Below are 23330 nucleotides of genomic sequence, written 5' to 3' on the forward strand. Positions count from 1 at the left end.
CAGTTCAGGCTTTGAACGCCACTAGCGGTAACGGAGGGGTCCCGGCATGATCGGCCGGCGGTCCTACTCCGGCGACTCGCTCGACGTCACCTACCAGGCGATCACCGAGCGTCCCGAACTCGAGGAGGAAGCCGAGGACGTCATCTATGCGACCGACCCCGAACCGATCGGTGAGGAGCGGACTGACGGCGTCCCGGAACTCGACGACCAGGACGACGTCGAACGACCCGACGTCGACGGCCAGTCGGCGTTCGAGGACTGGGGGTGGTCGACGTGAGCGACGGCGGGATCGTCGGCGCGAAGGCTGACCGGACGTCCCAGATCGATCCCGCCACCCTCGAGGCGCGCGATCTCACCTCGTTCAAACACGTCTGCCACCGGTGTCAGACAGCGGCGTGGTGGAACCCGGTGGCGGTGCGTTCGGGGCTGATCGAGCGCGAGGGGAAGAACGATGGTGCGTGACGCCGATCGTGACGACCTCGAGGACGTCGTCGACGACGTCCTCGACGCGATCCTCTCCGGCGAGGCCGTCGATCCGTCCGACGACGTCGACGTCGGGATCGACCAGGACACGCCGACCGCTGGCGGTGACGAGGTCGGCGGCACCACATTCGAGTTCGACGAGGACCGCGACGTCGACGAGCCACCCGTTCGGACACAGTGCCGGTTTTGTGAGCAAGAGTTCCGGACGCTGACGTTCGAGCGTCGCCACCAGTGCGACGGTCGTCGCGACCTCGAGCTGTCCGAGGACGACGGTCGACCGCTGATCGATCCCCAGCTGCACAAGTTCAGCGGCAAGTTCCTAGACGGACACAGGGAATGTGGTCATTCTATCACTCCTTCTTCTGGTTTTTGAAACGAGATCACGCTCAGTTTCCCGTTCCAGATCTCCTTCTGGAATGTGTTCGTTGCAATGTCTGGAACGATCTCTAATGCGGCTTCCCAGGGTCCAGGTTCTGATGGTATCCCGAACCACTTCAGACCGGCTTTCACAAAGAGATTCAAATCGAGTAACTTTGCTGTGGGCGTCACAAACGCAACTTGTCCACCAGGTTTGGTGACCCGAGTCATTTCCTGAATAGTTGTCTCGACCTTTTCTGGCACGAACAGAATCCCACCGAACTCGAATACGACATCGAAGGTATCGTCCGCATAGGGGAGTTGTTCTGCATTCCCCTGAACCAGTCCGACGTTCATCCCCCATTTTCGAGCATTTTTCCGACATTTCTTCAGCATTCCATACGAGATATCCACTCCAAAATAGTCAGCCTCCTTCCCGTTTTCCTGGAGGTTTCGAAGCTGCAATCCCGTCCCCACGCAGCTTTCGAGTACACGGTCTCCGGGGTTCACATCCAACTGTTCGGAGTATTCCGATCGCCCGGCTTCGAGACCGGACAGTATCCTCGTTCTCGACAAATCATATATATAACTCTGTAAATCGAACGTCCATTGCATCCGTCGGTTGATTCCAACCACGTCACCCTCGCGGAGAAGCACTGGAATTCCATCACGGATCGGGAACTGCTCTCCCGACTCCGAATCAATCAGCACGTCGTCGTCACGAACTACTGTATTGCCTGTGTATGGATTCCGTAGTAACCGAAGCCGTTCAGCCGGTTTGGTTCGTTGTTCTTCGCTTGTCCCCATGCATGGATTACGGATTGTAGGGGAGTAAAGCCATGCGCGACTTCTAAAGGAGCAGGAATCCACACAACAGCTAATCGCTCTCGAATGGTATCAATTGGCATGGCTAGTGAGAGTGGACCCGAGACTGTTCAAACCAAACAACGTGAAATACACTCTCTATTGTGGAATCCGACTACTGGAAATTCGCTTGTTTTTGAAGATGGTGTGATGGTCGATCCGACTACAGAAGAGCGGTTCGAAGTCAGGGACGGAATACCGGTGATTCTCCGGAAAGGCGATGTTTTCGGGAACAGTCGGAAACAACAAGCCGCCTACGATTAGTTCACATGAGCTCGCCGAAATCATAACGATCGAATCAGGCGATCGTGTGCTTGAGACCTCTATTGGAACGGGACAACAATTCCAAAACTTCACTCGACGTAGTGTAGTATGTTAACAGCCCACATCTTTGCCAGTGTTACAGGCTGAGACGTCGGAACACATGTGAGTGGCAAAACTCGGCACAACGTTCGATCCAGTTCCGCAGTACTACAGAAGAGCGTTCGCCTTATCTGCTGTAATGGCGTCCGCGACGTTCAGCTAACGACGGTGACCGGTACGGGCGCTCGAAGGACGAGTGATTCAGCCACGCTGCCGAGGAGTACCCGCGGCCATCCGGAGCGTCCGGACCGACCGACGACCAGGTGATCGACGTCTCTCTCGGTGACGCGTTCGGCGATCGTTCGGGCTGGATCACCGCGTTCTGACTCGGTCCGGATCGTCGAACCGCGGTCATCCGCGCGCTGTCGTGTCGTTTCGAGGATGGAGTCAGCGTTGGTAGCCGTCGCGAACGCCTCCGACGGATCGATGACGTGCAAGACGGTGATGGTACCGTTCGAAAATTCGTGCAGGGCGAACTCGAATGCATCGTACGCACGTTCGGATCCGTCGACCGCAACGAGAACCTGTTCGGGTGGCGTGGCGTCCTCACGGTCGACGTTCCGCACTACCGTAACGGTCGTCGGTGATCTACGGGTTACGGTTTTCGCGACGCTGCCGACGAACACGGTGTCGATGCTCGAGCGTCCCTTGCTTCCGACCGAGATCTGGTCGATATCGTTTTGGTCGACGTATTCGAGGATTTGCTCGGCTGGAGCCCCTCGTCGCGTTACTGTCCCTTCGAGGGTTACCCCACGGTGTTCGGCCATCTCTCGTGCTGTGTCGTGAACCTCTTCGGTCTCTTGCTCGGCTTTCGTTAACCAGTTTTCATCGCGTCCCGGCCCCTCGTATCGTTTCTTCGTCGGATTGATCACGTATAGTGTGGTGTGGGAAGCGTCGGGAAACGTCACGAAACTGTATTCCAATGCGTCGAACGCCTCGTCCGACCCGTCGATCGGATCGAGAACACGTTGTACCATTTGGTTCGACCCCTCGCGGGGGACGTACCATGTCGAACGCAATAATGCTATCCGGAGGACTCGCACGACGCTGGGCCGTTCGAGGTGAACTGCAGTGAGTACGTCGCACGAGCGAACCTGGCGTCCCTCATGCTTTATTACTTGGTTCGTGGCCAGATCAAGTCGGAACGGCTATGGTCCAGAATATCGTCTCCCCGACAGACGGTAGCGACACCAGTTTTCGAGCAATGGAGCGGGCGGTTCACATCGCAAAACCGTTCGATGCGAAAATCCACGCGCTTGCGGTGATCCCGCAAATGACTAGGGGGAGTCAGGCCCGTACGAAATGGGAAGAGCGTGTCAAAGAGTCCCACGATCGGGCCCGGGAACTTGTCGAATCGGAGAACCTCGAGTTGACGGTAGAAACGCTGGAAGGCCCGGTAGCGAGCCGAATCGTGCAGTACGCCGACGAGCACGACGTCGATCTGATCGTCATGGGAACCCACGGGCGAACCGGCCTCCATCGATTCCTGGTGGGGAGCGTCGCCCAACGAACGATACAGATGTCATCCGTGCCAGTTTTGACGGTACCGCCTGCGGAGTGAGGCCGATCGGGGCGACTCCCGAAACCGGATGACACTCCAAGGCAGTCCGGGTACCTTGTGGCTTACCGGTCGGGGAATCGGAAACCGGTCATCCCCCGTCACCGGAGGGGTGCTCCGACACAGCGACGACCGGGACGTCTACTCGCCGCAGCACGCGTTCGGTCACGCTCCCGAGAAAGTGACGGCTCACTCCCGATCGGCCGTGGGTCCCCATGACGACGAGGTCGACGTCGTGGGATCCTACGAAATCGGTGATCGCCCGATGTGGAACGCCCGTGAGGAGCGACGCCTCCACCGGAGCGACGTTCGACTCTCGCGCCACGTCCACGACAGCCTCGAGCGCCTGTCGGCCACGTTCCTCGAGGTCGCTAGCCGTTCCCGAGAGATCGTCGACGACCGTCGAAGGAACGACGTGAACGACGTGGACTGACACGTCCACCGCCGCCGCGATGTCGACAGCGTGCGCGGCCGCCGCCATCGCGCCATCGCTCCCATCGGTCGGGACGAGGATCGTGTCGAACGTCGACGCCAGGGCCGCACCTTCGTTGACCGTCACGACCGGGACGGGGGCCGTCCTGATCGTTCGTTCGGCAACGCTCCCCAGCACCCGCCGGTCCGGGTGCGCCGCGCCGTGGGTCCCCATTACGACGCAATCGACCCCGTGCTCGCCCACATAGTCGACGATCGCGTCGTGGACGTGCGTTGCGCCGTCAAGAACGGACGTCTCCGTTCGCACATCAACGTCGGGGCCACCTCCTCGACGGCCGCCACTAGCCGGTCGCCGCGGGCAGAGTCCCCATCTTCGAGCACGTGGACGGCGTGCACCACCGAGTCGAACCGCCGGGCAAGCGAGAAGGCGGTCTCGGCCGCGACCACCGAGACGTCGCTCCCGTCGGTCGGCGCCAGGATTCGTGCGTACATCGGTACTTCGACTCTCACAAGCCCTGGAGACATAATATAAGGAGGTCTCGTCGGACGCCGTCGCCTTCAGCACTGGATGAGTGTGATCGGCGCGGCCGGCGCGTCGGACCAGGAGTACGACGTGTTCGTCGTCAGGTCCCCGCTCGACAACGACGGCGGGACGAACGGCGGTCGTCGCCGTTCCCCGAGGGCTCGTCCCGAGTTCTCGGGGGCATCGGATCAGCGATCATTATCGTAGCCGATGAGGATACCGACCGCCGCCAGCCCGATTGGAACGACGACGGCGAGGAATTTCCAGTTGCGTTTGATCTTCGCCGAAATCGGCTCTTTGGTGTCGTCCTCGGTCGTATGTGGGTCGGCGATCTCGTCGATGTCTCGAAACTCGTCGGTGGTGAATCGCTTCCGATCTGAGGGTGGTGTCTCCTCTGTCACGGACGCTCACCCCCACAGGGTTCGAACGGGTCGAATCGGGTTCCTCGTGGTCGGTGTTGGATTGCATGGGTTCGGTGGATAGATCGATCGACAGGCGGTACGACTCGGGTGCGTGTACGGTGACCTCGAGCGGATAGTCACAGCTCGTCGACGGCGGCAACAAGAGAATGGCCTCGCTGGGAACGAGCACGGCACGAAACTCGCCGCCGGGTTCCAGCGGGAAACCGACCTGTTGGGTGGACTCCTTCGGGAAGTACACAAGTACGTCTTTCACCATCTCCGGGCCGGTGAGTGATACGGATTGCTGTAACGATTTACCGGTGCAACCGCAGAACGGTCGCGGCTGCGCCGGTAAAGGCTTACAACGGTCCGTATGACGCCTCGAGGGTCGGCTTTTTGTCTCTCACGGTCGATTCCTCGCACGTGACCGATCGAAAACGCGCACACGTCCTCGTTTCCGGCAGGGTACAGGGCGTCGGCTACCGTGCGAACACACGGCGGACGGCTCGCAGGAACCGCGTCGACGGCTGGGTGAAAAACCTGGACGACGGCCGCGTCGAGGCCGTCTTCGAGGGTCCCGAGGACGCCGTCGAGTCGATGATCGAGTGGTGTCACGAGGGGAGTCCGGCCGCGAGCGTCGAAGACGTCACGGTCGAGTACGAACGGCCTCGAGGCGAGGACGGATTCGAGATCCGGTACTGATGGCGACGAGACGAGATCAGACGGCCAAGACGGAGGGTTCATTTCGACGGCGACCAACGTGTCGACATGGTATCGAGACGACAGCTGCTCGCGGCGGCCGGGGCCGGAGTTGGGCTCGGGGTCGCTGGCGTCGGCGTCGGCACTGCGGTCCACCGGGGCACGGTCTGGGAGAAGTGGGTTCGTGGCCGACGGGACGGCGAGAGCGACGACCTCCACGCCGTAGTCGCAGACAGCAGCCGTAGCCCGTACGTCACGGACCGACTCGAGGACGTCGACGTCTTCGGGCCGGGAGCCGAGCGGACGCCGGTCGTCTCCGCGGACGATCACGATCGGCTCACCGACCAGTACGCCGACGTCGAGTACGGTCTCACGATCTGTGTCGAGAACGGCCAGCTCGAGTGTGAGGGCGATACGGTCGACCGGTCGACGTTCAACGCGGTACAGGTCGGCGAGGAGGCCACGGCGATCGCGGCTGGCGGTCGGTTCCGGCTCCTTCGACGGTAGCCCCACACGTTTTTCGCGACCGCGGGCGAACCACTGTGAGTACATGATCACTGGGAGACGGATGGCCGTCGTCGACGAGAACGCGGCCAGCCTCGGGGTACCGCGAAAACAGCTGATGGAGTCGAGTGGCAACGCCGTCGCCCGCGTCGTCCGGTCGGTCGCCGACCCGGGCGCTCGCGTCGCGATCGTCGCCGGCCGCGGGAACAACGGCGGAGACGCGTTCGTCGCCGCCCGCTTTCTCGAGACGTACGACGTCACCACGCTGTTGCTCGGCCGGGCCGAGACCATCGGCACCGAGATCGCCCGCGAGAACTGGGCGGCCCTCGACGCCGGCGCGTACGACGTCCGCGAGGTGACCGACTCGAGTGCGTTCGCCCTCCCCGAGGCGGACGTGATCGTCGACGCGATGCTCGGGACGGGAGTCAGCGGCGACCTTCGAGAGCCGGCGGCGACGGCCGCGCAGGCGATCAACGAAGCGGACGCGACCGTCGTCGCCGTCGACGTCCCCTCCGGGTTCGACGCCGACGCGGGCGAGCACGCGACAAACGGCGTCGCCGCCGACCACGTCGTCACGTTCCACGACACGAAACCGGGACTCGACGACCTCGGCGCCGAGGTCACCGTTTCGGACATCGGTATCCCGGCCGCGGCGGAGCGATTCGTCGGTCCCGGTGACCGGCGACTCGCCCGTCCCGAGCACCGAGACGGTCGGGCGTTCGTGATCGGCGGCGGCCCTTACACGGGTGCGCCCGCGCTCGCAGCCCAGGCCGCCCTCCGGACGGGCGCGGAGCTGTCGTTCGTCGCCGCACCCGAATCCGTCTCGGGCGAGATCCAGGGCTACGCCGAGGACCTCATCGTCCAGCCCTACGAGGGGGACGTACTCACACCCGAGCAGGTCGAGGACCTCGTCGAGACGGCAGAACGCTACGACGATGTCGTGATCCTCGGTCCCGGACTCGGCACCGCCGACGAGACGCTCGAGGCGGCTCGCGAGTTCCTCGAGTCCTACACCGGACCCGCGGTGATCGACGCCGACGCGCTCGCGGTCGTTCCCGACGTCGACACCGACGCGACGCTCGTCTGTACGCCCAACCGCCGGGAACTTGCGGGGATGGGTGGCCCCGAGACCGACGACCTCCGAAGCGTGACAGACGAGATCGAAGCGTTCGCCGCCGACCTCGGTCACGTCGTGCTCGCGAAAGGGGTCGACGACGTGATCACCGACGGCGAGCGAACCCGGATCAACCGCGCTGGCGCGTCCGGACTGGCCGTCGGCGGCAGCGGCGACACGCTCGCGGGGATCGTCGCGGCTCTCCTCGAGCACGCCGCTCCCTTCGACGCAGCCTGTGTCGGAGCCTACGTCAACGGGACGGCAGGCGAACGGCTGGCCGAGCGAAACGGGAACGGCTTTCTCGCATCCGAACTGCTTTCTGCGATCCCGCCCGCACTGTGGGGTGAGAACGATGAGTGAAGACCCTGACGCAGACACAGACGAACTCACCCACACCACGGCAGAAGGTGACGTCCAGATGGTCGACGTCGGCGACAAACCCGACACGAAACGGCGGGCCGTCGCCGCCGGCGAGATTCGCCTCCAGCCCTCGACCGTCGAGGCGATCCGCGCGGACGAGGTCGGCAAGGGTGACGTGCTCGCCACTGCCCGCGTCGGCGCGATCCAGGCCGTCAAACACACCTGGGAGACGATCCCGATGTGTCACCAGATACCAATCACGAACGTCGACACGGGTTTCGAGCTTCGTGAGGACCGGATCGAACTCACCGTCGCCGTCGAGACGACGGGCAAGACGGGCTGTGAGATGGAAGCCTTAGAGGGCGTCACGACCGGGCTGAACGTCGTCTGGGACATGGTGAAAGCGATCGAGAAAGACGGCGACGGCCAGTATCCCGAGACGGGCATCGAGAACGTCCGGGTGCTCGAGAAAGAAAAACGGCGGGCGTAGCCGCCGTTTCAACGTGCTGGCGGCCGCTCGATCACTCGAGGTACTCGATCAACTCGATACGCTCTCCAGCGGGGCCCTCGAAGAACGCGATCTTCAGATCGCCGAACGTCGTCGGTTCCATGACGAACGAGACTGCGGACTCGAGGTCGGCGGCCGCGGCGTCGACGTCGTCGACGACGTATCCGAAGTGCAAGACGCCGTAGGGAAGGTCCTCGACCAGGCCCGCAGCCTCGTACGGCGCCCGATCGAAGAGGTAGACCCGCTTGTCACCGACCGACAGGGCTGCGTGTTCGACAGCCTCGGCGCCCGCGTCGTCGGCCTCGGCTCGCTCGTGCTCGAGGCAGTCGCCGTCTACGTGCTCGCGATAGAACGCAAGCGCCTCCTCGACGTCGGGCACGTTCAACGCAACGTGGAAGAACGACCCCGGTGAGACCATGATTCGAACCGTCGTAGCGACCTCAGAGGTCCATTCCGCCGTTGACGTCGATCACTTCGCCGGTGATGTACGAAGACTGCTCGCTCGCGAGAAACTGCACGACGGCAGCGATGTCCTCGACTTCGGCGAGTCGCTCGAGTGGGACGCCCGCGATGATCCGCTCGAGGACTTTATCGGGGACCGACTCGATCATGTCGGTCTTGGTGTAGCCGGGGGCGACGCAGTTTGCCGTCGAGCCACCCTGGGCGAGCTCGAGGGCGATCGTGCGGGTAAAGCCGAACATCCCGCTTTTGGCGGTGGCGTAGTTCGCCTGGCCGAAGTTACCCTGTTTCCCGACGACGCTCGAGATGTTGATGAGCCGTCCCTCCTCGGCGTTCCAGATGTCGTCGTAGAACTCCTGGGTGCAGTTGAACATCCCCCCGAGGTTGACGTCGATGACCCGATCCCACTCCTCGCGGGTCATCTCGATGAACTGGGTGTCGGCAGTGAGTCCGGCGTTGTTTACGAGTACGTCCGCCGGACCGAACGCCTCGTGACAGACCTCGCGCATGTGCTCGACGTCCTCTCGGTTCGTGACGTCTGCTCGTGCGGCGACTGCGTTCCCGCCGAGATCCTCGATCGTTTCGACGGCGTCGTACGCCGCGTCCTCCGAGGAACGGTAGTTGATGACCACGTTCGCACCTTCGTTGCCGAGGTGCTCTGCGATGCCACGGCCGATCCCGCGTGCGGAGCCGGTGATGACGCAGGTGCGTCCCTTCATTGACATGGCTATGACCGTATTGAACACCCGACAGTACATAAGATCACGTGGGTATCACGACCGATCGATATCTCGAACGGACGAAACGGCTACAGCGGTGCTATCGATCCCGCGCCTGCTCGACCCAGTTTTCGATCCGGCCCGGGGAGATGCCGGTATCGGCGGCGAGGGCTGTGACGTCAGCGGTCGCGAGATCGCTGAACGTCTCGATGCCGGCTGCACGGAGGTCGTCGGCGTAGGAGTCGCCGACGCCGTCGAGTGCCGTCAGATCGTCCACGTCCATCGCCGACGTCACGCCCGCGCCGTCCGCTTCGGTCGATTCGACGTCCGCGCCCGTCTCGTCACCGGCGGCGTCCTCGGCGAGGGAAGGCTCCTCGGCGAGAGCCTCGTCGCGGTCTGTCGGACCGGTCGCCTCGGTTTCGGACTCGAGCGTCTCGCCGTCCTCGTCGAGCCGGGAGCGCTCGGCGAACCAGTCACAGACATCCGGCCAGAGTTCGCCGTGGCTGCGCGAGGAGACCGACATCCCGATGTGGCCGGTCGGGAACTCCATGATCTCCGTGTCCTCGCTTGGAATCGCGTCGTTGAACGGCTTCGACGCACCCGGCGGGATGAGGTGGTCGTACTCCGCGACGATCTGGAGGATCGGCATCTCGAGGTTCTCGACGTCGACGTGGTCGTCGCCGAGGTACAGTTCGTTCTCGATCAGCTTGTTCTCCTGGTAGACGTCGCTGATGAACTGATCGTAGGTCGCACCGGCGACGTCGATGCCGTCGCCTAACCACTTCTCCATCCGGGCGAAGTTCTCGACGAAGTCCTCGTCCGCCATGTTCTCGTAGAAGCGGACGTACTTCGTGACGTTGTTCTGGACGGGATCCATCAGCGCGAATCCGAGATCCAGAAACTCCGCCGGGACGTTGCCGAACGTGTCGGTCACCGCCTCGGGATCGTAGTACTCCTCTGCGCCCCAGAGTTCGAGGACGCCACCCTCGCCGGTGAAACAGAGGCCGGCGGCCATCAGCCCGAGGTTGCGGACCTTTTCGGGGTCGAGGGCGGCGTACATCGCCGACATGGTGCCGCCCATACAGTAGCCGAGCAGGTTGATCGCGTCGACGCCGGAGCGTTCGCGAACCACGTCGACGCAGTTGTCGATGTAGCGACTGACGTAGTCCTCGAGCGTGAGCGAGCGATCGAGCGGCGAGGGCTCGCCCCAGTCGATGAGGTAGACGTCGAACCCCTCCTCGAGCAGCGTCTGGACGACCGAACGATCGGGCTGGAGGTCGAGGATGTACGGGCGATTGATCAACGCGTAGGTGATCAGGATCGGGACGTCGTGTTGTTCCTCGGTCAGCGGTTCGTAGTGTTTGAGATGGAGCTTGTTCTCCTCGTAGACGACCTCGTGGGGCGTCTGGCCGACCTCGACCTCGTTTAACGTCTCCGAGCGATCCGGCGCGACCGCGAGGTTCTCGGCTGTCTCGGCCGCTCCCTCCCAGGCCTGCCGTTGCATGTCCATCGCGAGTGCGTACGGGTTTTTCATTCTTGGAGTTCCTCGAGGACGCGGTCGAGTTTCTGCTCGACTGCGTGTTGTCGTCGCTCGAGTTCGACGAGGCGGTCGCCGACCTCGACGACGTCGCGTTCGGTCGCGAACCCGAGCGTCCGAAGTGTCGACTCGGCGGTCTCGTCGGCCTGTTGTTGCGCGTCGAGGACGTCGCCGACGGTCTCGCCGGTCATCTTGGCGAAGGCGGTCGTCGACATGACCTCCTTGAACGCCTCGTTTGCGGTGTTGAGCCAGATGTCACGGAACTCTTCGACGTCGACGTCCTCGCCTTCGGCGACGTCGTTGACCCGCTCGACCATCTGGCGGGAGGCGTCCATCCAGGCCTCGTAGGCGCGGGCGTATCCCTCGACGCCGTCGGCCATCTCCTCGTCGTCGGTCGTCTCTTCGACCGTCTGCGTCCAGCTCTCGACGAACTGGGCCTGTGCTTCCATGTTCTCCTCGAGTGCCTCGAGGAGTTGCTCGTTCCACTGTTCGACGAACGCGTTCCAGTTTTGCGTCTGGGGCTGAGAGTCTGTCATTGAAAGAACGTGCGGCCGCGAATGGGGAAACGTTGTCGCTATCTCGGAACGTCGAACTCCTCGGTGGCCGACTCGAGTCGGTCAGCCGCCTGCGTGACGTTCGTCTCGACGTGCTCGTGGGCCTGGAGGAACGAATCGAACGAGGAGTCGACGGCGTCCGTGTAGCTCGCAGCGAACTCGTCGTAGGCGTTGCCGGCCTCCGTTGTCGCTTCGGCGAGCGCCTCGAGCGATTGAATCTGGGTCTCGGTGGTGGCGTCGACGCCCTCTTCGACCATCTCGCGGATCTCGGTGAAATCAGCCGCCTCCTCTGGTGTGTTCGCCTCGAGGGCGTCGAGCGAGGTGAAAACGGCACGTTTCGTCAGCTCGGCGTTTTGCTCGACGAGCGCCTCCGAGGCCGAGACGGCGTCGGCGACGGCGTCGAAGGAGGTTCGCTGTGCCTCGATCGCGTCGTGGGTCAGGGCCTGACTCTGTTCGACGGCGGTGCGCTGTGCATCGAAGACGGTGGTAACTGGGTTCTGCTGGCTCATGGTTGTGGTCACTCCTGATCGCGGTCTCGTTTGACCGGAACGACGATCGTCTGGACGATGTCGCCCTCTTCGATGTCGAGGGCTTCCCGTTCCGGTTCGGGAATACTGATCCGGCCGCCGCTTTGGACGCGGGCTTTGAACGTCGCGGTCCCCAGGCTCGTCGGGCCAAGTGTCGACAGCTCGTCGAACGGCGACTGCGTTTGCATGAACTGCTGCCAGAGCTCCTGTTGGGACTCGGCGACGTTCTCGCCTGCCTCCTGTATCTCCTCGAGTTGCTTTTTCATCATCGCCGGCGGAAACCAGGGTGGCTGACCGGAATCGTCCGTCATCACTCGAGCAGTCGTGCGGCGTCGTAATAAGCGTTTCCATAGAAACCCATTCTATGGTATCAGATGGGGCGGCTTTTCGGATCGGTCGATACCGACGCTCGTACCGAGGAGGGCCGTCTCGACGTTACTGACGATCGTTACCGGTCGAAATAGTTCATTACCAACCGAAAACAGACGTTATCGGCCGGAAAACCGACGGCCAACGACACGGTCGGTGTCTCATCGTCACGGTTTTACACCGGTTGTCCCACACTGGCGAATCGGTCTCGTCGGCCGTGACCAAAGGAGTCATAACTCCGCAACCGTTCCTTGCGATTGTATGTCACAGCAGAACGTTGGGGGGGACAATATTTCAACTCTAACGAACGTGTGGACGACGATGGCAAGCAGCTTCCTCCAGGGAGCGACCGCCGCAAACCGCGCCGCCGTCTCCGCACTCGTTCCCCCAGCCGCCAGCAAGAACGGTTCCGACTCCGCCCCGAAAGCCGTCACCGCCCCGATCTCCTCGCTCGAGTACTCCGATCTCGACTGGGAGTTCGAACGAACCGTCGACGACCCCGACCAGATCGACGTCGGCGACACCGTCACCTTCGGCAAGACGCTTACTGACGAGGACGTCGCCGCGTTCGCGCGAGCGAGCGGCGACACGAACCGACTCCACCTCGACGAGGAGTTCGGTGCCGACAGTCGCTTCGGCGAACGGATCGTCCACGGCACCCTGGCGTCCGGACTCATCAGCGCCGCCCTCGCTCGCCTGCCGGGGCTGACCGTCTATCTCTCCCAGGACCTCGAGTTCCGTGCACCGGTCGGCGTCGGCGACCGCGTCTCCGCCCGGGTCGAAGTCGTCGAAGACCTCGGAAACGGCCAGTATCGCCTCGAGACGATCGTCCACGACGAGGACAGCGACGAGACGGTCATCGGCGGCGAAGCCGTCGTGTTGATCGACGACCTCCCCGAAGAGTAGTCGCCCGCGACTCCACACTCTGCGTTTCTCGCCGTCGGCACCGACCGACGAGCGCCGCCTCTCACGCCATTTATAAGTTACTCGGCACGAATCGAACCACCATGACGCGTTTCGGGACCGCCGGAATTCGCGGCCCTGTCGAAAGCGAGGTGACGCCCGAGCTCGCGGTCGCCGTCGGCCGGGCCGCAGGCGAGCCGGGCGAGACGGTCGTCGTCGGCCGCGACGGCCGCGAAACCGGTCCCGCCCTGGCGGCAGCGCTCGAGGCCGGCCTCGCAAGCGCCGGGGCCGACGTCCGTCGTCTCGGCGTCGTGCCGACACCCGCGCTCGCGTTCGCCTCGCGGGGGCGACGTGGCGTGATGGTAACCGCGAGTCACAACCCGCCCGCCGACAACGGGCTCAAACTCTTCGTCGACGGGGTCGAGTACGACCGCGACGCCGAGGCGACGATCGACGCCCGAATCGAAGACGAGCCCGGTCCGGCTCCGTGGGACGAGTGGGGCAGCTCCGAGCGGGTCGACGTTCTCGAACCGTACCGCGAGGCCGTCACGGCGTACGTTCGCGATCGGTTCGGCGACGAACCGCTCGCGAGGCTGTCGGTCGTCGTCGACTGCGGGGCGGGCGTCGGCGGGCTCGCGACGCCACAGGTCCTCGATCGACTCGGCGCGGACGTCGTCGCGTTGAACGCCGCCGTCGACGGACACTTCCCGGCCAGAGAGAGCAAACCGACCCCGGAGACGCTGTCGGACCTCTCGGCGTTTCTCGCCGAGGGCTCGTTCGATCTCGGGCTGGCACACGACGGCGACGCCGACCGACTCGTCGTCCTCGACGGGAACGGCGACGTCGTCCACGAGGACACCGTCCTCGCGGTCGTCGCCGCCGACTACGTCCGCCGCTCCGAGGCGGCCGATCCCGTCGTCGTCACCACGCCCAACGCCTCGGCCCGGATCGACGAGCAGGTCCGGGCGGCGGGCGGACGCACCGAACGCGTCCGACTCGGTGCCCTCCACGAGGGGATCGCTCGAGAACGCCGCGAGGGCGGCGACGGCACCGCCGTGGTCTTCGCCGCCGAACCCTGGAAACACGTCCACCCCGCCTTCGGCGGCTGGATCGACGGGGTGGCAAGCGCCGCCGTCGTCGCCTGTCTCGTCGCAGACGCCGACAGCGTCGACGCGCTTCGAGCCCCGGTCAGCGAACGCCCCTACCGCAAACGAAGCGTCGACTGCGCCGACGAGGCCAAATCGGCCGTCATGGACCGCCTCGAGACCGCACTCCCCGAGGAGTTTCCCGACGCGACCGTCGAGACGGCCTACGGGGTTCGCCTCGAGTTCGACGACGCCTCCTGGACGCTCGTCCGTCCGAGCGGCACCGAGCCGTACGTCCGGATCTACGCCGAGAGCGACGACGTCGCGGCGCTCGTCGCCGACGTTCGCGAGGTCGTCGAGCGAGCGATCGCAGACGCCGTGTGACGGCTGTCGTCGTGGTACCGGGCTCGAGCGGTCTCGAGTTCGGATTCGAACGCCGCGTCGGTTCGTCGATCGCCCCGAGAACGTCGTGTGCTGTCCGAGGAACGCGACGCCCACCGGCGGCGATCACTTCACCCGAAACGGGTTGTCGTCGGCGTCGTCGTCCTCGTCGCTCTCGTAGGGCTTTCTCGCCGTGATCGTCACCGTCGCCTCGGGATCGTCCTCGTCTTCCCACGGACTGTCGTACGCCGAGAGTTCGACGTCGGTTACCTCCCAGCCCTCGGCCTCGACCAGCTCGATCAACCGCCGCTGATCGGCGAGCATATCGTCGTCCATACCCACCCGTACGCCGGCGCGTGGCCTTAGTACTGTCTCACTCGCCGACGGGCTCGGCCGAGGTCGGTCACCACGACGGCCACGCCGTTTTTTCACCTCGCGGCGCGTACAACGACCGATGACCGAACGCTGGGAGGAACTGTTCGAGCGCGGTGAGGCCTACGACGTCTCGCTGTCGGACGTCCGCGAGGAACTCGATCGACATCGGACCGACGACGGTGATACGGATGGCTGAATCAGCCTCCAACCCCGACCGACCGAACCCGGCTCGCGTCGTCGCCGACGCAGACGTCCTCGCGGCGGACGTACTCGTCGGGGGCGACGCCCGCGAGGCGCTCGACGTCGTCCGTCGACACTCCTGGGTCGAACTGGTCGCGAGCGATCCGTTGCTCGCCGAGACGGAGTCGCTCGTGGCAACCCTCTCGGATCCCGACCTCGCCGCGTCCCACCGCGAGCGCCTCGCGGACGAGCGCGTCCGCGTCGAACACCCCGACGGCGACCACGCGGCGCTCGCCTCGGCGTACGCGGGCCAGGCCGCACACCTGCTGTCGTACAACGAAGGGCTGGGATCGGCGAAAGCCGGACTGACGATGCAACGCCAGCTCTCGGTGAGCGTTCGCTCGCCCGACGCCTTCGTCCGGGTCTTCGACGCCGACAGCCTCTACGAGGCCGTCGAGGGTGGGTCGTACCCGGGTCCGGACCGGGATCCACGGACAGAATGACATCCTCCCCGCCGTGAACAGTAGACGCCGAATCTAATTCACGACACTGCTGGTGAGGTTGTCTACTGTGAACGGCGGGACGCTCTCGCTGTTGAAAGGTAGCCTCGAGAGCCCCACCGTCTCCGGCGTCGGCCGGAACTGCGCTGTCAGTTCGATCGGACGGATCTCGGTCGCCGACGCGACCGAACGTCGAACGCGAACCGAACCGGGCGACGGCCGCTACTCGCGACGGAACGACGCCAGCACGCTGGCAGCGAGCAGCGAAACGGCGGCGACGACGACGCCGAAGCCGGGCTGTGCGTCGTCGTCAGCCGGCTCGTCGTCAGCGTCGTCGACTGTCTCGTCCTCGTCGCGGTCGTCGTCCGCGACAGCCTCGTCGTCGGCGTCGTCCTCCTCGAGATCGTCCGCGTCGTCGTCGTCAGCCTCGGCCTCGGCGGTCAGGGTCGCCGTCACGTCGACGTCCGCGCCGTCGATCGTCACCGCCTTCGCGACGTCCTCGTAGCCCGCCGCCGAGATCTCGAGGTCGTACTCGGCGTCCTCGAGGGCGAGCGTAGCGACGCCGTCGGCGTCGGTCTGGTTCGTCTCGTCGCCGACCGCGACCGTGGCGTCGGTGACGGGGTCGCCGGCCTCGTCGGTGACCGTCGCCTCGAGGAGGGCGGGCGTGGGTTCGTCGTCCGGGTCGTCGTCTTCGTCCGGATCCGGATCGGGGTCGGGGTCGACGAACGTCGCGTCGGGATCGTGCTCGTCGGCGTCGACGGTGCTCGGACACGTAACGCCCGTGTCGGTGACCAGAAACTCGAACTCGTAGCCTCTCTCGTCGATGCCCTCCTCGTCTGCGAGGTGTTCGAAGTCGGCGACGATACCGTCTGCCTGGTCGACGTCCGAGAGGTCGAGGCCGACGTAGCCGTCGCCAGTGAACGAGTCGACGCCGCCTGCGTCGCGGTCGTACCCGAGGCGATCGAGCGGGAGGTGGTCGGGGTCGTCGATCTCCTCGACGTCGCTTTCGGGGTGGGTGATAAACAGCGCCCGGAGCTGGTCGGCGTCGAGGCCGTCGGCCGAGACCGTCACGTTGTAGTCGCCGCGGTTGCTGTCGAACGCGACGTCGACCTCGTCGCCAGTGGTGACGTCGGTCTCCGCCCAGCTGACGGTCAGCTCCTGGGCGACGACCTCGAAGATCGGCGAGTCGCCCGCTGCAGAGCGCAGGACGTACTCGCCCTCGAGGTCGTCGGTGTCGAACTCGACGACGTCGCCGTCGACGGCGAGTTCGCGGACGAACGACGAGGAGTCGACCGCGCCGGCGCTCGAGTCGGTCACCTCGCGGAGTTCGACGATCTCGCCGTCGTCGAACGTCTCGTCGGTGGCGACGATCGTCTGGCCGGCCCAGACGACGCCGCGGTCGAGGTCGTCGGCGTCGGTCTCGATCGGTGGCGTGGCGGTAGCCGTCCCCGCCCCGACGGCAAGCGTCGCACAGACGACGACGGCGGCGAGAACCAGCGTGCGGCCGGTCCGGCGGTTCGGGTTCGGACGTGTGGTATCGGTGGTCATGGGAGGGTTCGCATCCGGTCACAGGTCGCGGAGACCGGAGACGGGTAGCCGTTGGAACTGATCACGCAAATTGATTGTGGCGGTGGCTGTCGCTATCGGGGATCGTCTCGGGATCAGTCGCACGAAAAATGAAACCGCGATCGGAAATGGCCGAATCGAACCGAACCGATTCGGTGGTTTCAGGCTGGGATTGCTGCTGGTGCCTTAGTTCTGCCGGCGCAGGGCCAGCATCGCAGCGGCGAGCAGCGCGACGACGGCGACGGCGACACCGAAGCCGGGCTGTTCGTCGTCGTCAGCCGGCTCTTCGTCGTCGGTGTCGTCGACAGCGTCGTCATCTTCTTCGACGTCGTCATCTTCTTCGACGTCGTCATCGTCCTCTTCCTCGGCAACCGTCAGGGTGCCGGAGGCAGCGTCGTCGTCGGTGGTGACTTCCCAGTCGAGCTCGGCTTCGTCGGCGGTGTCGAAGTCGTAGCTCTCGCTGACGCTGTCGCCACCGTCGAGCTCGAGGTCGTCGGCGTCGACGGTCTCGCCGTCGATGGTGACCTCGTAGCTGGTCGTGCCAGTTTCGTCGCCGACGTTCGTGACCGTCACGTCGAGGCTGGCGTCGTCGCCAGGTTCGACTTCACCGGGTGCGGCAGCGTCGACGTCGAAGTCAGCGGGCAGCTCGGGGTCGTCGTCGACCGCTTCGACGACGACTAGGTCAGCGTCCGCAGTGTCCGAGCCGCCGACACGGAAGGTTGCGTCACCGGTGTCGCCCTCCTGGTTGCCCGAGAGGTCGTCGATTTCGCCCTCGAAGGAACCGTCGGCAGCGATTTCGGCGTCAACGGTGTAGGTGAACGATGGCTCGACTTCGCTGTCGGACGTGACGCGGACATCAGCGTCCGAGCCGGGTGCGACGTTGGTCGTTCCTTCGATCAGCGCGTCTTCGACGTTCTCGACCTGGACGCGTTCGTCAGCGTCGAGGTTGTCGAATTCGGCGTCAGGTTCGACGACCGTGAACTCTTGGGTAGCGACTTCGGTCTCGTCTTCGTCAGCGCCGAAGTACGGGAAGGCCGGTTCGCCAGTTGCATCAGCACTACCTTGTGGGCTGTTGCTGTGGAATTCGAACCGGTCGTCGTCGTCAGCCTCGTACTCGATCGTTGCGGTGAAGTCCTGATCGGGGTCGAGGTCGCGGTCGAAGGCGTCGCTCGAGCTGGTGTCGACGACGATGTACATCTCGCCCGCGTCGTTGTCGACGATGACGAAGATGTCTTCCTCGTCAGCACTGTCGAAGGCTGCAGAGGTCGGGTCCTGACCCGTGATGTCGTCGGCTTCGATTTCGATCGTGACACCCTCACCGGTCTGGTCGTTCAGCTCGTGGATCGTCTCGGGGTGGAAGCCGTCTTCGTCGGTGATGGCCTCGAAGCCGTTGTCGTCTTCGGCGACCATCCAGCCGAAGATACCGCTCGCTTCAGCCTGGACGACGAGCCGGTCGTCTTCGGCGACGTCCATGCGCTCGGTGGCGATGTCGTCGATGTCCTCGAGGGAGTCGTCCTCGTCGGCGTCGTCTTCGGGTGCGACGTGGGTGTTCACCGCGTCGACACCGGGTCGGACGAGGTCCATCGTGGCGAATCCGATCTCGTCGTCGAGTTCGGACTCACCGCCGTCAACGATGAAGTTGCCGTTGTTGTCGGCAGCGACATCGTAGCTGATCGGCTGGAGCGGTCGGACGATCTGGTCGAAGCCGTCGTCAGGACCAGCTTCGTCGATCAGGTTGAGTTCTTCGAGGTACTCCTCGTAGGTAATCACGTCTTCACCAACGTCATCGTCCCAGAAGGTAGCGTCGGTACCTTCGTAAAGTTCACTCTCGATTTCATCATCATCGGAGTAGTAGACGTTTTCGACGTCGGTGTCGGCACCGAGCATACGGGTGTTCACCGCGAACTCGACGGATCCGCTATCGTCGTCATCCTCGACGTAGAGAATGTCGACGAATCCGGAGTCTTCGTCACCGATCTGGATGTATGCATCGTCGGTGTCCTCGAGTTCGATTTCGTACTCGACGATGTCACCGGCGTGCTGTTCGTAGACACCCTGGTCGAAGTCGGCGTCAGCGTCTTCCTCGCGGACCGTAATGTCGGCCGTGGCTTCGGCTTCAGTGTCGTCGACACTGAGTTCAAAGGTGTAATCGCCGTCGTCGATGTCATAGAACGAGACATCTGCGTCCGTGTCACTGATGCTCGACATCGCAACCTTCTCGTCTGCGTCGTCCTCACCATCGGCGTAGACGAGGACATTGAACGGGTTCGCATCCGTTTCGACTAGGTCTTGGAGTTCGGCACCAGTTTCAGGCCCAGTCGCAGTTTCATCATCGATGTAGAGTCTGTCGTCCCCATCCGTCACGACTTCGTCACGAATGTCGTCAGAGAGGAGGTCCGAACGGATGTCACCGATTTCTTCTCCATCGAGGGGGTCCGCACCATCGTCGACTTCAACACCATCTGAATCGACGTTCTCTAGCGTGACGAGGATGTCGACGAGTTCTTCCTCATCGAGATCACCGTCAGCACTCACGTTCACCGAGTACGTGCCACGGTCGGAATCAACGTCAAGCTCGGTGACGGAATCTTCACCTTCGTCGGTGACTTCGTCGTCATCGAACTCGGCGTCGAAGTCCTGGATCGTCACTTCGAAGACATCATCCTGGTCCACAGGACGGTCGACGTCCGGACCGAGGATGAAGTAATCTCCTTCGTCGAGGTCGCTAGTATCGATTTCGACCTCCTCATCGTCAGCTGTCAATTCCTCTTCGAAGGAGCTGTCGGAGACTTCATTCTGGTCGTTGTAGTCGTTAACGCTCCGAAGCTCGTACGTATCGTCCTCATCAATCTCTGTTTTATCTGCAATCACGTCCTGTCCCTGGAACACCACACTAACTTCGTCACCATCGACGTCTTTGTAGGTAACCCCGTCGTGTGCTGCCGCCGAGCCCGCAAACGCTGCGGACATGGCAAACACGGACAGAACCATCATCGCTGCGAGGAACACTGCACGTCCCTTTTCGCGATATGATACTGAATCGCTTGTCATGTTGTGTTGTATTGTCGTATTTCGTTGGTTGATTAGCGCGCGATCCATCACCGCTGGCAGACGTCCCCTGGCTGGACGCGGCTTGTCCTGCCGGGTCGCCTCCCGGATAGGGGTATCAGGGATTCATCCGAGGTGTGTAATAAGTTTTGTGTAACAGAATTTCGAACCAGTAAGGTACTATTTCGAAAACGAAATTAGCTCATACGGAAGGTAAGGTACTATTTCGGTACTGAAATCGCCAGACATGACGGTGGTGAATGCGGTCCCGGCGACTATTCGACTCGAGAGTCAACCGAGAGACAACCGGATCGGTCAGGGTCGACGAACGGGTCACGAGTCCGCGTCTGCCGTGCATATAACTACCCCGATATGAAATCTATCAGTACAGTGCCGGTTCGAAACTGTTTCAGCTCCGGAACAGCGTCGTCGTTCCGGCAAACGTCGGTAGTCAGTGTCGGCGACGAAGTGACCACGATGGGGGAGCTACCCGCCCAATCGCTCCCGGATCGTACCGAACCCGATCCCCGATCCGGTTACCTGCGCCCACAGGAAGATCGCCGGCGGCAACGCGACGACCGAGGCGACGAACGAGTAGAAGACGCTCAGCGCCATCAACAGCCCGAAGTCGCCGAGCACGGGCGTGATCGCGAACGCGAGCGCCCCCGTCCCGAGCGAGGTCGTCAGCATGCTGCCGGTCAGCGCGCCGCCGGTGCCCGAAAGCGTCGTCGTCAGCGCGTGATGCGTCGGTGTCGACTCGTCGTACTCGTCGACGAACCGGGCCGTGACGTGGACGGAGTAGGCGATGCCGATCCCGATCGAGATCGACAGTATCGTCGCCGTCAACGCGTTCAGCGGCATGCCGAGCAGCCGCATCGTGGCGATGAGCGCGGCGACGGCGATCAGAATCGGGAAGACGTTGACGACGCCGAGCAGTGGCCTGCGCTCGAGGACGCCGTAGGCGACGACCAGGAAGACGCCGGTGAGCACGAGCGCGATCGACAGTCCCTGGATCGCCGACGCGAAGATGACGTCGCTGACGGCGTCGAAGATGACGATCTCGCCGGTGGCGGTCGCGCTGTAGCGGAACTGGTCGGCGAAGGCGGCGGCGTCTGCCGACACCGCCTCCTGTGAGGCCTCGGCGTCGATCGCGTACTCGAGCTGTGTGGCGCGTCTGTCGTCGGTCAGGAAGCGATCGGTCTGGGCCGCGGGTAGCTCGTCGTAGATCCGATCGAGGTTGCGGTCGGGGATCCCGTTTCCGCTGCGGTCGTTGCGCGCGACGAGGGCGGCGAACTCCTCGTCGTCCTGGGCGTGGGCCTGGATCGCCGTCACGATGCTCTCGGCATCTGCCTGGCCGCCCTCGCCGACGGCGAGGCTGTCGGTCGGCTCGTCGTTGGGACTGGCGAGCGCCTCGAGCGCGTGGTCCTCCTCGAAGGAGCCTTCGACGTATATCGTGACCGACTCGTCCTGGTTGGCCTCGAAGCGGTCCTCGAGCAGGGTGATCGTCCGGGTGACCGTGTACTCGCCGGGGGCGAACGGCTCGGGGATGTGCTCGACGTACCACGCCTCCTCCTCGGGCGGGAGGAAGTCCTCCTCGTCGAAGCTGGTGTCGACGCCCGCGCCGTAGGCACCCATTCCACCGCCGAGGAGAAGGAGGACGACGACGAAGACGACGGGTGCCCGCCGACTGACGGTGACGGAGACCGACAGGAGCCGACCGAGCGCCGACTCCTCGGAGGCGATCGGCGTCGAGTTGAACTCGGGGACGGTATAGCGTGCGCGAAGGCGGTCGACCTCGAGTTTCGCCGCCGGGAGGAAGAGGCCGAAGATGAGAAACGTAAACACGATGCCGACGCTCGAGACGATCCCCATGTTCCGGATCGGCCCGAGGTCGGAGACGACGTTCGCGCCGAAACCGAAGACGGTGGTGACCGTCACGATGATGAAGGCGACGACGAGCTGGTTGGTCGCCGTCCGCATCGCCGGAATCGGCTCGTATCCCTGGACGGTCTCCTCCCGGTAGCGGTTGATGATGTGGATGCCGAAGTCGACGCCGACGGCGAGCAACAACACGGGGACGGAGATGAGCTGCTGGTCGAACGGGATCCCGGCGTAGCCCATGAAGCCGAACGTCCAGACGATCGTCATGAGCAACGCCAGCAGTCCGAGCGCCAGATCGATCGGGTCCCGGTAGGCGACGACCAGGAAGGCGAGCAACAGGACGACGACGATCGGCATCACGATCGCGAGCGAGTCGCCGATGATCGCACCGAACTCGTCGTTGACGACGCCGCCGCCGAAGGCGTAGATAGCCGAGGGTTCGTCGTCGGCGATCGAGTCCACGGTGGTCTGGAGGGTGACGAGATCGTCGTTGTCGAACTCCTGGGGGACGTCGTGGGTGACGACGGTGACCGACGTCGAAGCCGACGCCTCCTTTTCGGTGAAGTCGTCGGAGACGATCGTCGTAAACGCGGGCCGGTCGCTCGCGGCCCGGATCGCCTGTCGGATCTCGGTGCCCGACGCCCGCTCGACGGCGCGGCGTTTCTCGGCCATCGTCTCCGCCTCGGGGTCGAGTTGCTGGGCGACGATCGTCGCCGGCCCGTTTGCCGACTCCATCCGGAGGTCGTCGCGTTGTTCGACCCGCTCGAGAACGGTGAGAATCGCCACGAGCTCCGCCTGGGACAGGACGTTCGTGCCGTCGTGGATCAGCTGTGTCGTCTCGTCGTCGGTCGTGAACGGCCCCTCGAACTCCTCGTTGATGGCGTCGAACGCCTCCTGTTCGGGCAGGTCGTCGGTGAACGCGTCGGTCGCGTCGTCGTCGTCCTCGACCGCCGCCATCCCGCCAGCGAAGACGGCGGTCAACAACAGGAAGGCGACGACGACCGTCTTCGGTCGCGAGACGATCGTCTCGTTCACCCGGGCCGTCGCCGTCTCGATCCGCTCGTCTAGGCCGGCCATGGG

General features: G+C 63.8%; 26 protein-coding genes. 11 read left to right on the plus strand and 15 right to left on the minus strand.

The features are described from left to right. Positions 1-46 precede the first annotated feature (46 nt). The 3 genes from QQ977_RS05805 to QQ977_RS05815 are packed head-to-tail and all read left to right on the plus strand — an operon-like array spanning position 47 to position 856. Positions 47-277 carry a hypothetical protein gene (locus tag QQ977_RS05805; protein WP_285928140.1) on the plus strand — a complete coding sequence of 77 codons (231 nt, stop codon included), beginning with the start codon at positions 47-49 and terminating at the stop codon, positions 275-277. After that, positions 274-462, plus strand: coding sequence for a hypothetical protein (locus QQ977_RS05810; RefSeq protein ID WP_285928764.1), 189 nt, complete (start codon positions 274-276; stop codon positions 460-462). The genes QQ977_RS05805 and QQ977_RS05810 overlap by 4 nt, the downstream gene beginning before the upstream one ends. Beyond that, complete coding sequence (locus QQ977_RS05815) at positions 452-856, plus strand: hypothetical protein (protein WP_285928141.1); 405 nt, start codon at positions 452-454, stop codon at positions 854-856. Before QQ977_RS05810 ends, QQ977_RS05815 begins: the two co-directional genes overlap by 11 nt. Here QQ977_RS05815 and QQ977_RS05820 read toward each other — a convergent pair. Together QQ977_RS05820 and QQ977_RS05825 are read right to left on the minus strand one after the other, a co-directional pair. Then, positions 826-1647 (minus strand): methyltransferase domain-containing protein, encoded by an 822-nt coding sequence (locus tag QQ977_RS05820; protein ID WP_285928142.1) that lies wholly within the window; start codon positions 1645-1647, stop codon positions 826-828. The two genes, QQ977_RS05815 and QQ977_RS05820, sit on opposite strands and share 31 nt — an antisense overlap. A 575-nt stretch (positions 1648-2222) precedes the next feature. Then, the gene (locus QQ977_RS05825; RefSeq protein WP_285928151.1) at positions 2223-3044 is read right to left on the minus strand and encodes a universal stress protein; all 822 of its coding nucleotides are present in this window, start codon (positions 3042-3044) and stop codon (positions 2223-2225) included. A 173-nt stretch (positions 3045-3217) separates the two neighbouring features. On the opposite strand from QQ977_RS05825, the gene QQ977_RS05830 reads away from it, so the two are divergent. After that, complete coding sequence (locus tag QQ977_RS05830) at positions 3218-3628, plus strand: universal stress protein (RefSeq protein ID WP_285928152.1); 411 nt, start codon at positions 3218-3220, stop codon at positions 3626-3628. Positions 3629-3716: 88 nt separating this feature from the next. Here the strand turns inward: QQ977_RS05830 and QQ977_RS05835 are convergent, their stop codons facing one another. From QQ977_RS05835 to QQ977_RS05845, 3 genes are all read right to left on the minus strand, one after another. Next, positions 3717-4271: a universal stress protein gene (locus tag QQ977_RS05835; protein ID WP_285928153.1), complete on the minus strand. Its 555-nt coding sequence runs from the start codon at positions 4269-4271 to the stop codon at positions 3717-3719. After that, on the minus strand, positions 4271-4549 hold the full coding sequence (locus QQ977_RS05840) for a universal stress protein (protein ID WP_285928154.1): 279 nt from the start codon (positions 4547-4549) through the stop codon (positions 4271-4273). The genes QQ977_RS05835 and QQ977_RS05840 overlap by 1 nt, the downstream gene beginning before the upstream one ends. A gap of 219 nt (positions 4550-4768) precedes the next feature. After that, positions 4769-4981: a hypothetical protein gene (locus QQ977_RS05845; protein ID WP_285928155.1), complete on the minus strand. Its 213-nt coding sequence runs from the start codon at positions 4979-4981 to the stop codon at positions 4769-4771. Positions 4982-5404: 423 nt separating this feature from the next. Here QQ977_RS05845 and QQ977_RS05850 point away from each other — a divergent pair, with 423 nt between their 5' ends. From QQ977_RS05850 to moaC, 4 genes are all read left to right on the plus strand, one after another. Continuing rightward, complete coding sequence (locus QQ977_RS05850) at positions 5405-5683, plus strand: acylphosphatase (RefSeq protein ID WP_285928156.1); 279 nt, start codon at positions 5405-5407, stop codon at positions 5681-5683. A gap of 66 nt (positions 5684-5749) precedes the next feature. Continuing rightward, complete coding sequence (locus tag QQ977_RS05855) at positions 5750-6187, plus strand: hypothetical protein (protein WP_285928157.1); 438 nt, start codon at positions 5750-5752, stop codon at positions 6185-6187. Positions 6188-6230: 43 nt separating this feature from the next. Continuing rightward, positions 6231-7658 carry an NAD(P)H-hydrate dehydratase gene (locus QQ977_RS05860; protein ID WP_285928158.1) on the plus strand — a complete coding sequence of 476 codons (1428 nt, stop codon included), beginning with the start codon at positions 6231-6233 and terminating at the stop codon, positions 7656-7658. After that, positions 7651-8148: a cyclic pyranopterin monophosphate synthase MoaC gene (gene moaC, locus QQ977_RS05865; RefSeq protein ID WP_285928160.1), complete on the plus strand. Its 498-nt coding sequence runs from the start codon at positions 7651-7653 to the stop codon at positions 8146-8148. The genes QQ977_RS05860 and moaC overlap by 8 nt, the downstream gene beginning before the upstream one ends. A 31-nt stretch (positions 8149-8179) precedes the next feature. On the opposite strand, the gene QQ977_RS05870 is transcribed toward moaC, so the two are convergent. The 6 genes from QQ977_RS05870 to QQ977_RS05895 form a co-directional block, all read right to left on the minus strand. Next, positions 8180-8584, minus strand: coding sequence for a VOC family protein (locus QQ977_RS05870; RefSeq protein ID WP_285928161.1), 405 nt, complete (start codon positions 8582-8584; stop codon positions 8180-8182). Between the two features lie 22 nt (positions 8585-8606). After that, entirely contained in the window at positions 8607-9350 is a 744-nt protein-coding gene (locus QQ977_RS05875; RefSeq protein ID WP_285928162.1) for a beta-ketoacyl-ACP reductase, read from the minus strand. Positions 9351-9444: 94 nt separating this feature from the next. Then, positions 9445-10878 (minus strand): class III poly(R)-hydroxyalkanoic acid synthase subunit PhaC, encoded by a 1434-nt coding sequence (phaC, locus tag QQ977_RS05880; RefSeq protein WP_285928163.1) that lies wholly within the window; start codon positions 10876-10878, stop codon positions 9445-9447. Then, the gene (locus QQ977_RS05885) at positions 10875-11417 is read right to left on the minus strand and encodes a poly(R)-hydroxyalkanoic acid synthase subunit PhaE (RefSeq protein WP_285928164.1); all 543 of its coding nucleotides are present in this window, start codon (positions 11415-11417) and stop codon (positions 10875-10877) included. Before QQ977_RS05885 ends, phaC begins: the two co-directional genes overlap by 4 nt. Before the next feature lie 38 nt (positions 11418-11455). Continuing rightward, positions 11456-11944, minus strand: a complete 489-nt coding sequence (locus QQ977_RS05890; RefSeq protein ID WP_285928165.1) for a hypothetical protein — start codon at positions 11942-11944, stop codon at positions 11456-11458. An 8-nt stretch (positions 11945-11952) separates the two neighbouring features. Next, positions 11953-12273 carry an AbrB/MazE/SpoVT family DNA-binding domain-containing protein gene (locus tag QQ977_RS05895; RefSeq protein ID WP_285928166.1) on the minus strand — a complete coding sequence of 107 codons (321 nt, stop codon included), beginning with the start codon at positions 12271-12273 and terminating at the stop codon, positions 11953-11955. Between the two features lie 319 nt (positions 12274-12592). Here QQ977_RS05895 and QQ977_RS05900 point away from each other — a divergent pair, with 319 nt between their 5' ends. Then, positions 12593-13237, plus strand: a complete 645-nt coding sequence (locus QQ977_RS05900) for a MaoC family dehydratase (protein WP_285928168.1) — start codon at positions 12593-12595, stop codon at positions 13235-13237. Between the two features lie 101 nt (positions 13238-13338). Beyond that, positions 13339-14703: a phosphomannomutase gene (locus QQ977_RS05905; protein ID WP_285928169.1), complete on the plus strand. Its 1365-nt coding sequence runs from the start codon at positions 13339-13341 to the stop codon at positions 14701-14703. 123 nt (positions 14704-14826) lie between these two features. On the opposite strand, the gene QQ977_RS05910 is transcribed toward QQ977_RS05905, so the two are convergent. Further along, positions 14827-15036, minus strand: a complete 210-nt coding sequence (locus tag QQ977_RS05910) for a hypothetical protein (protein WP_285928171.1) — start codon at positions 15034-15036, stop codon at positions 14827-14829. Between the two features lie 227 nt (positions 15037-15263). Between QQ977_RS05910 and QQ977_RS05915 the strand changes: the two genes are divergently transcribed. Beyond that, positions 15264-15758 carry a DUF7384 family protein gene (locus QQ977_RS05915; RefSeq protein WP_285928173.1) on the plus strand — a complete coding sequence of 165 codons (495 nt, stop codon included), beginning with the start codon at positions 15264-15266 and terminating at the stop codon, positions 15756-15758. A gap of 219 nt (positions 15759-15977) precedes the next feature. On the opposite strand, the gene QQ977_RS05920 is transcribed toward QQ977_RS05915, so the two are convergent. The 3 genes from QQ977_RS05920 to QQ977_RS05930 form a co-directional block, all read right to left on the minus strand. Then, entirely contained in the window at positions 15978-17303 is a 1326-nt protein-coding gene (locus tag QQ977_RS05920; protein WP_285928175.1) for a carboxypeptidase regulatory-like domain-containing protein, read from the minus strand. A 204-nt stretch (positions 17304-17507) separates the two neighbouring features. Then, positions 17508-20420, minus strand: a complete 2913-nt coding sequence (locus tag QQ977_RS05925; protein WP_345783356.1) for a BGTF surface domain-containing protein — start codon at positions 20418-20420, stop codon at positions 17508-17510. A 435-nt stretch (positions 20421-20855) separates the two neighbouring features. Continuing rightward, complete coding sequence (locus QQ977_RS05930) at positions 20856-23327, minus strand: efflux RND transporter permease subunit (protein WP_285928178.1); 2472 nt, start codon at positions 23325-23327, stop codon at positions 20856-20858. Between the last annotated feature and the right edge of the window lie 3 nt (positions 23328-23330).

The organism is Natrialbaceae archaeon AArc-T1-2 (genome assembly GCF_030273315.1).
Classification (GTDB): Archaea; Halobacteriota; Halobacteria; order Halobacteriales; family Natrialbaceae; genus Tc-Br11-E2g1.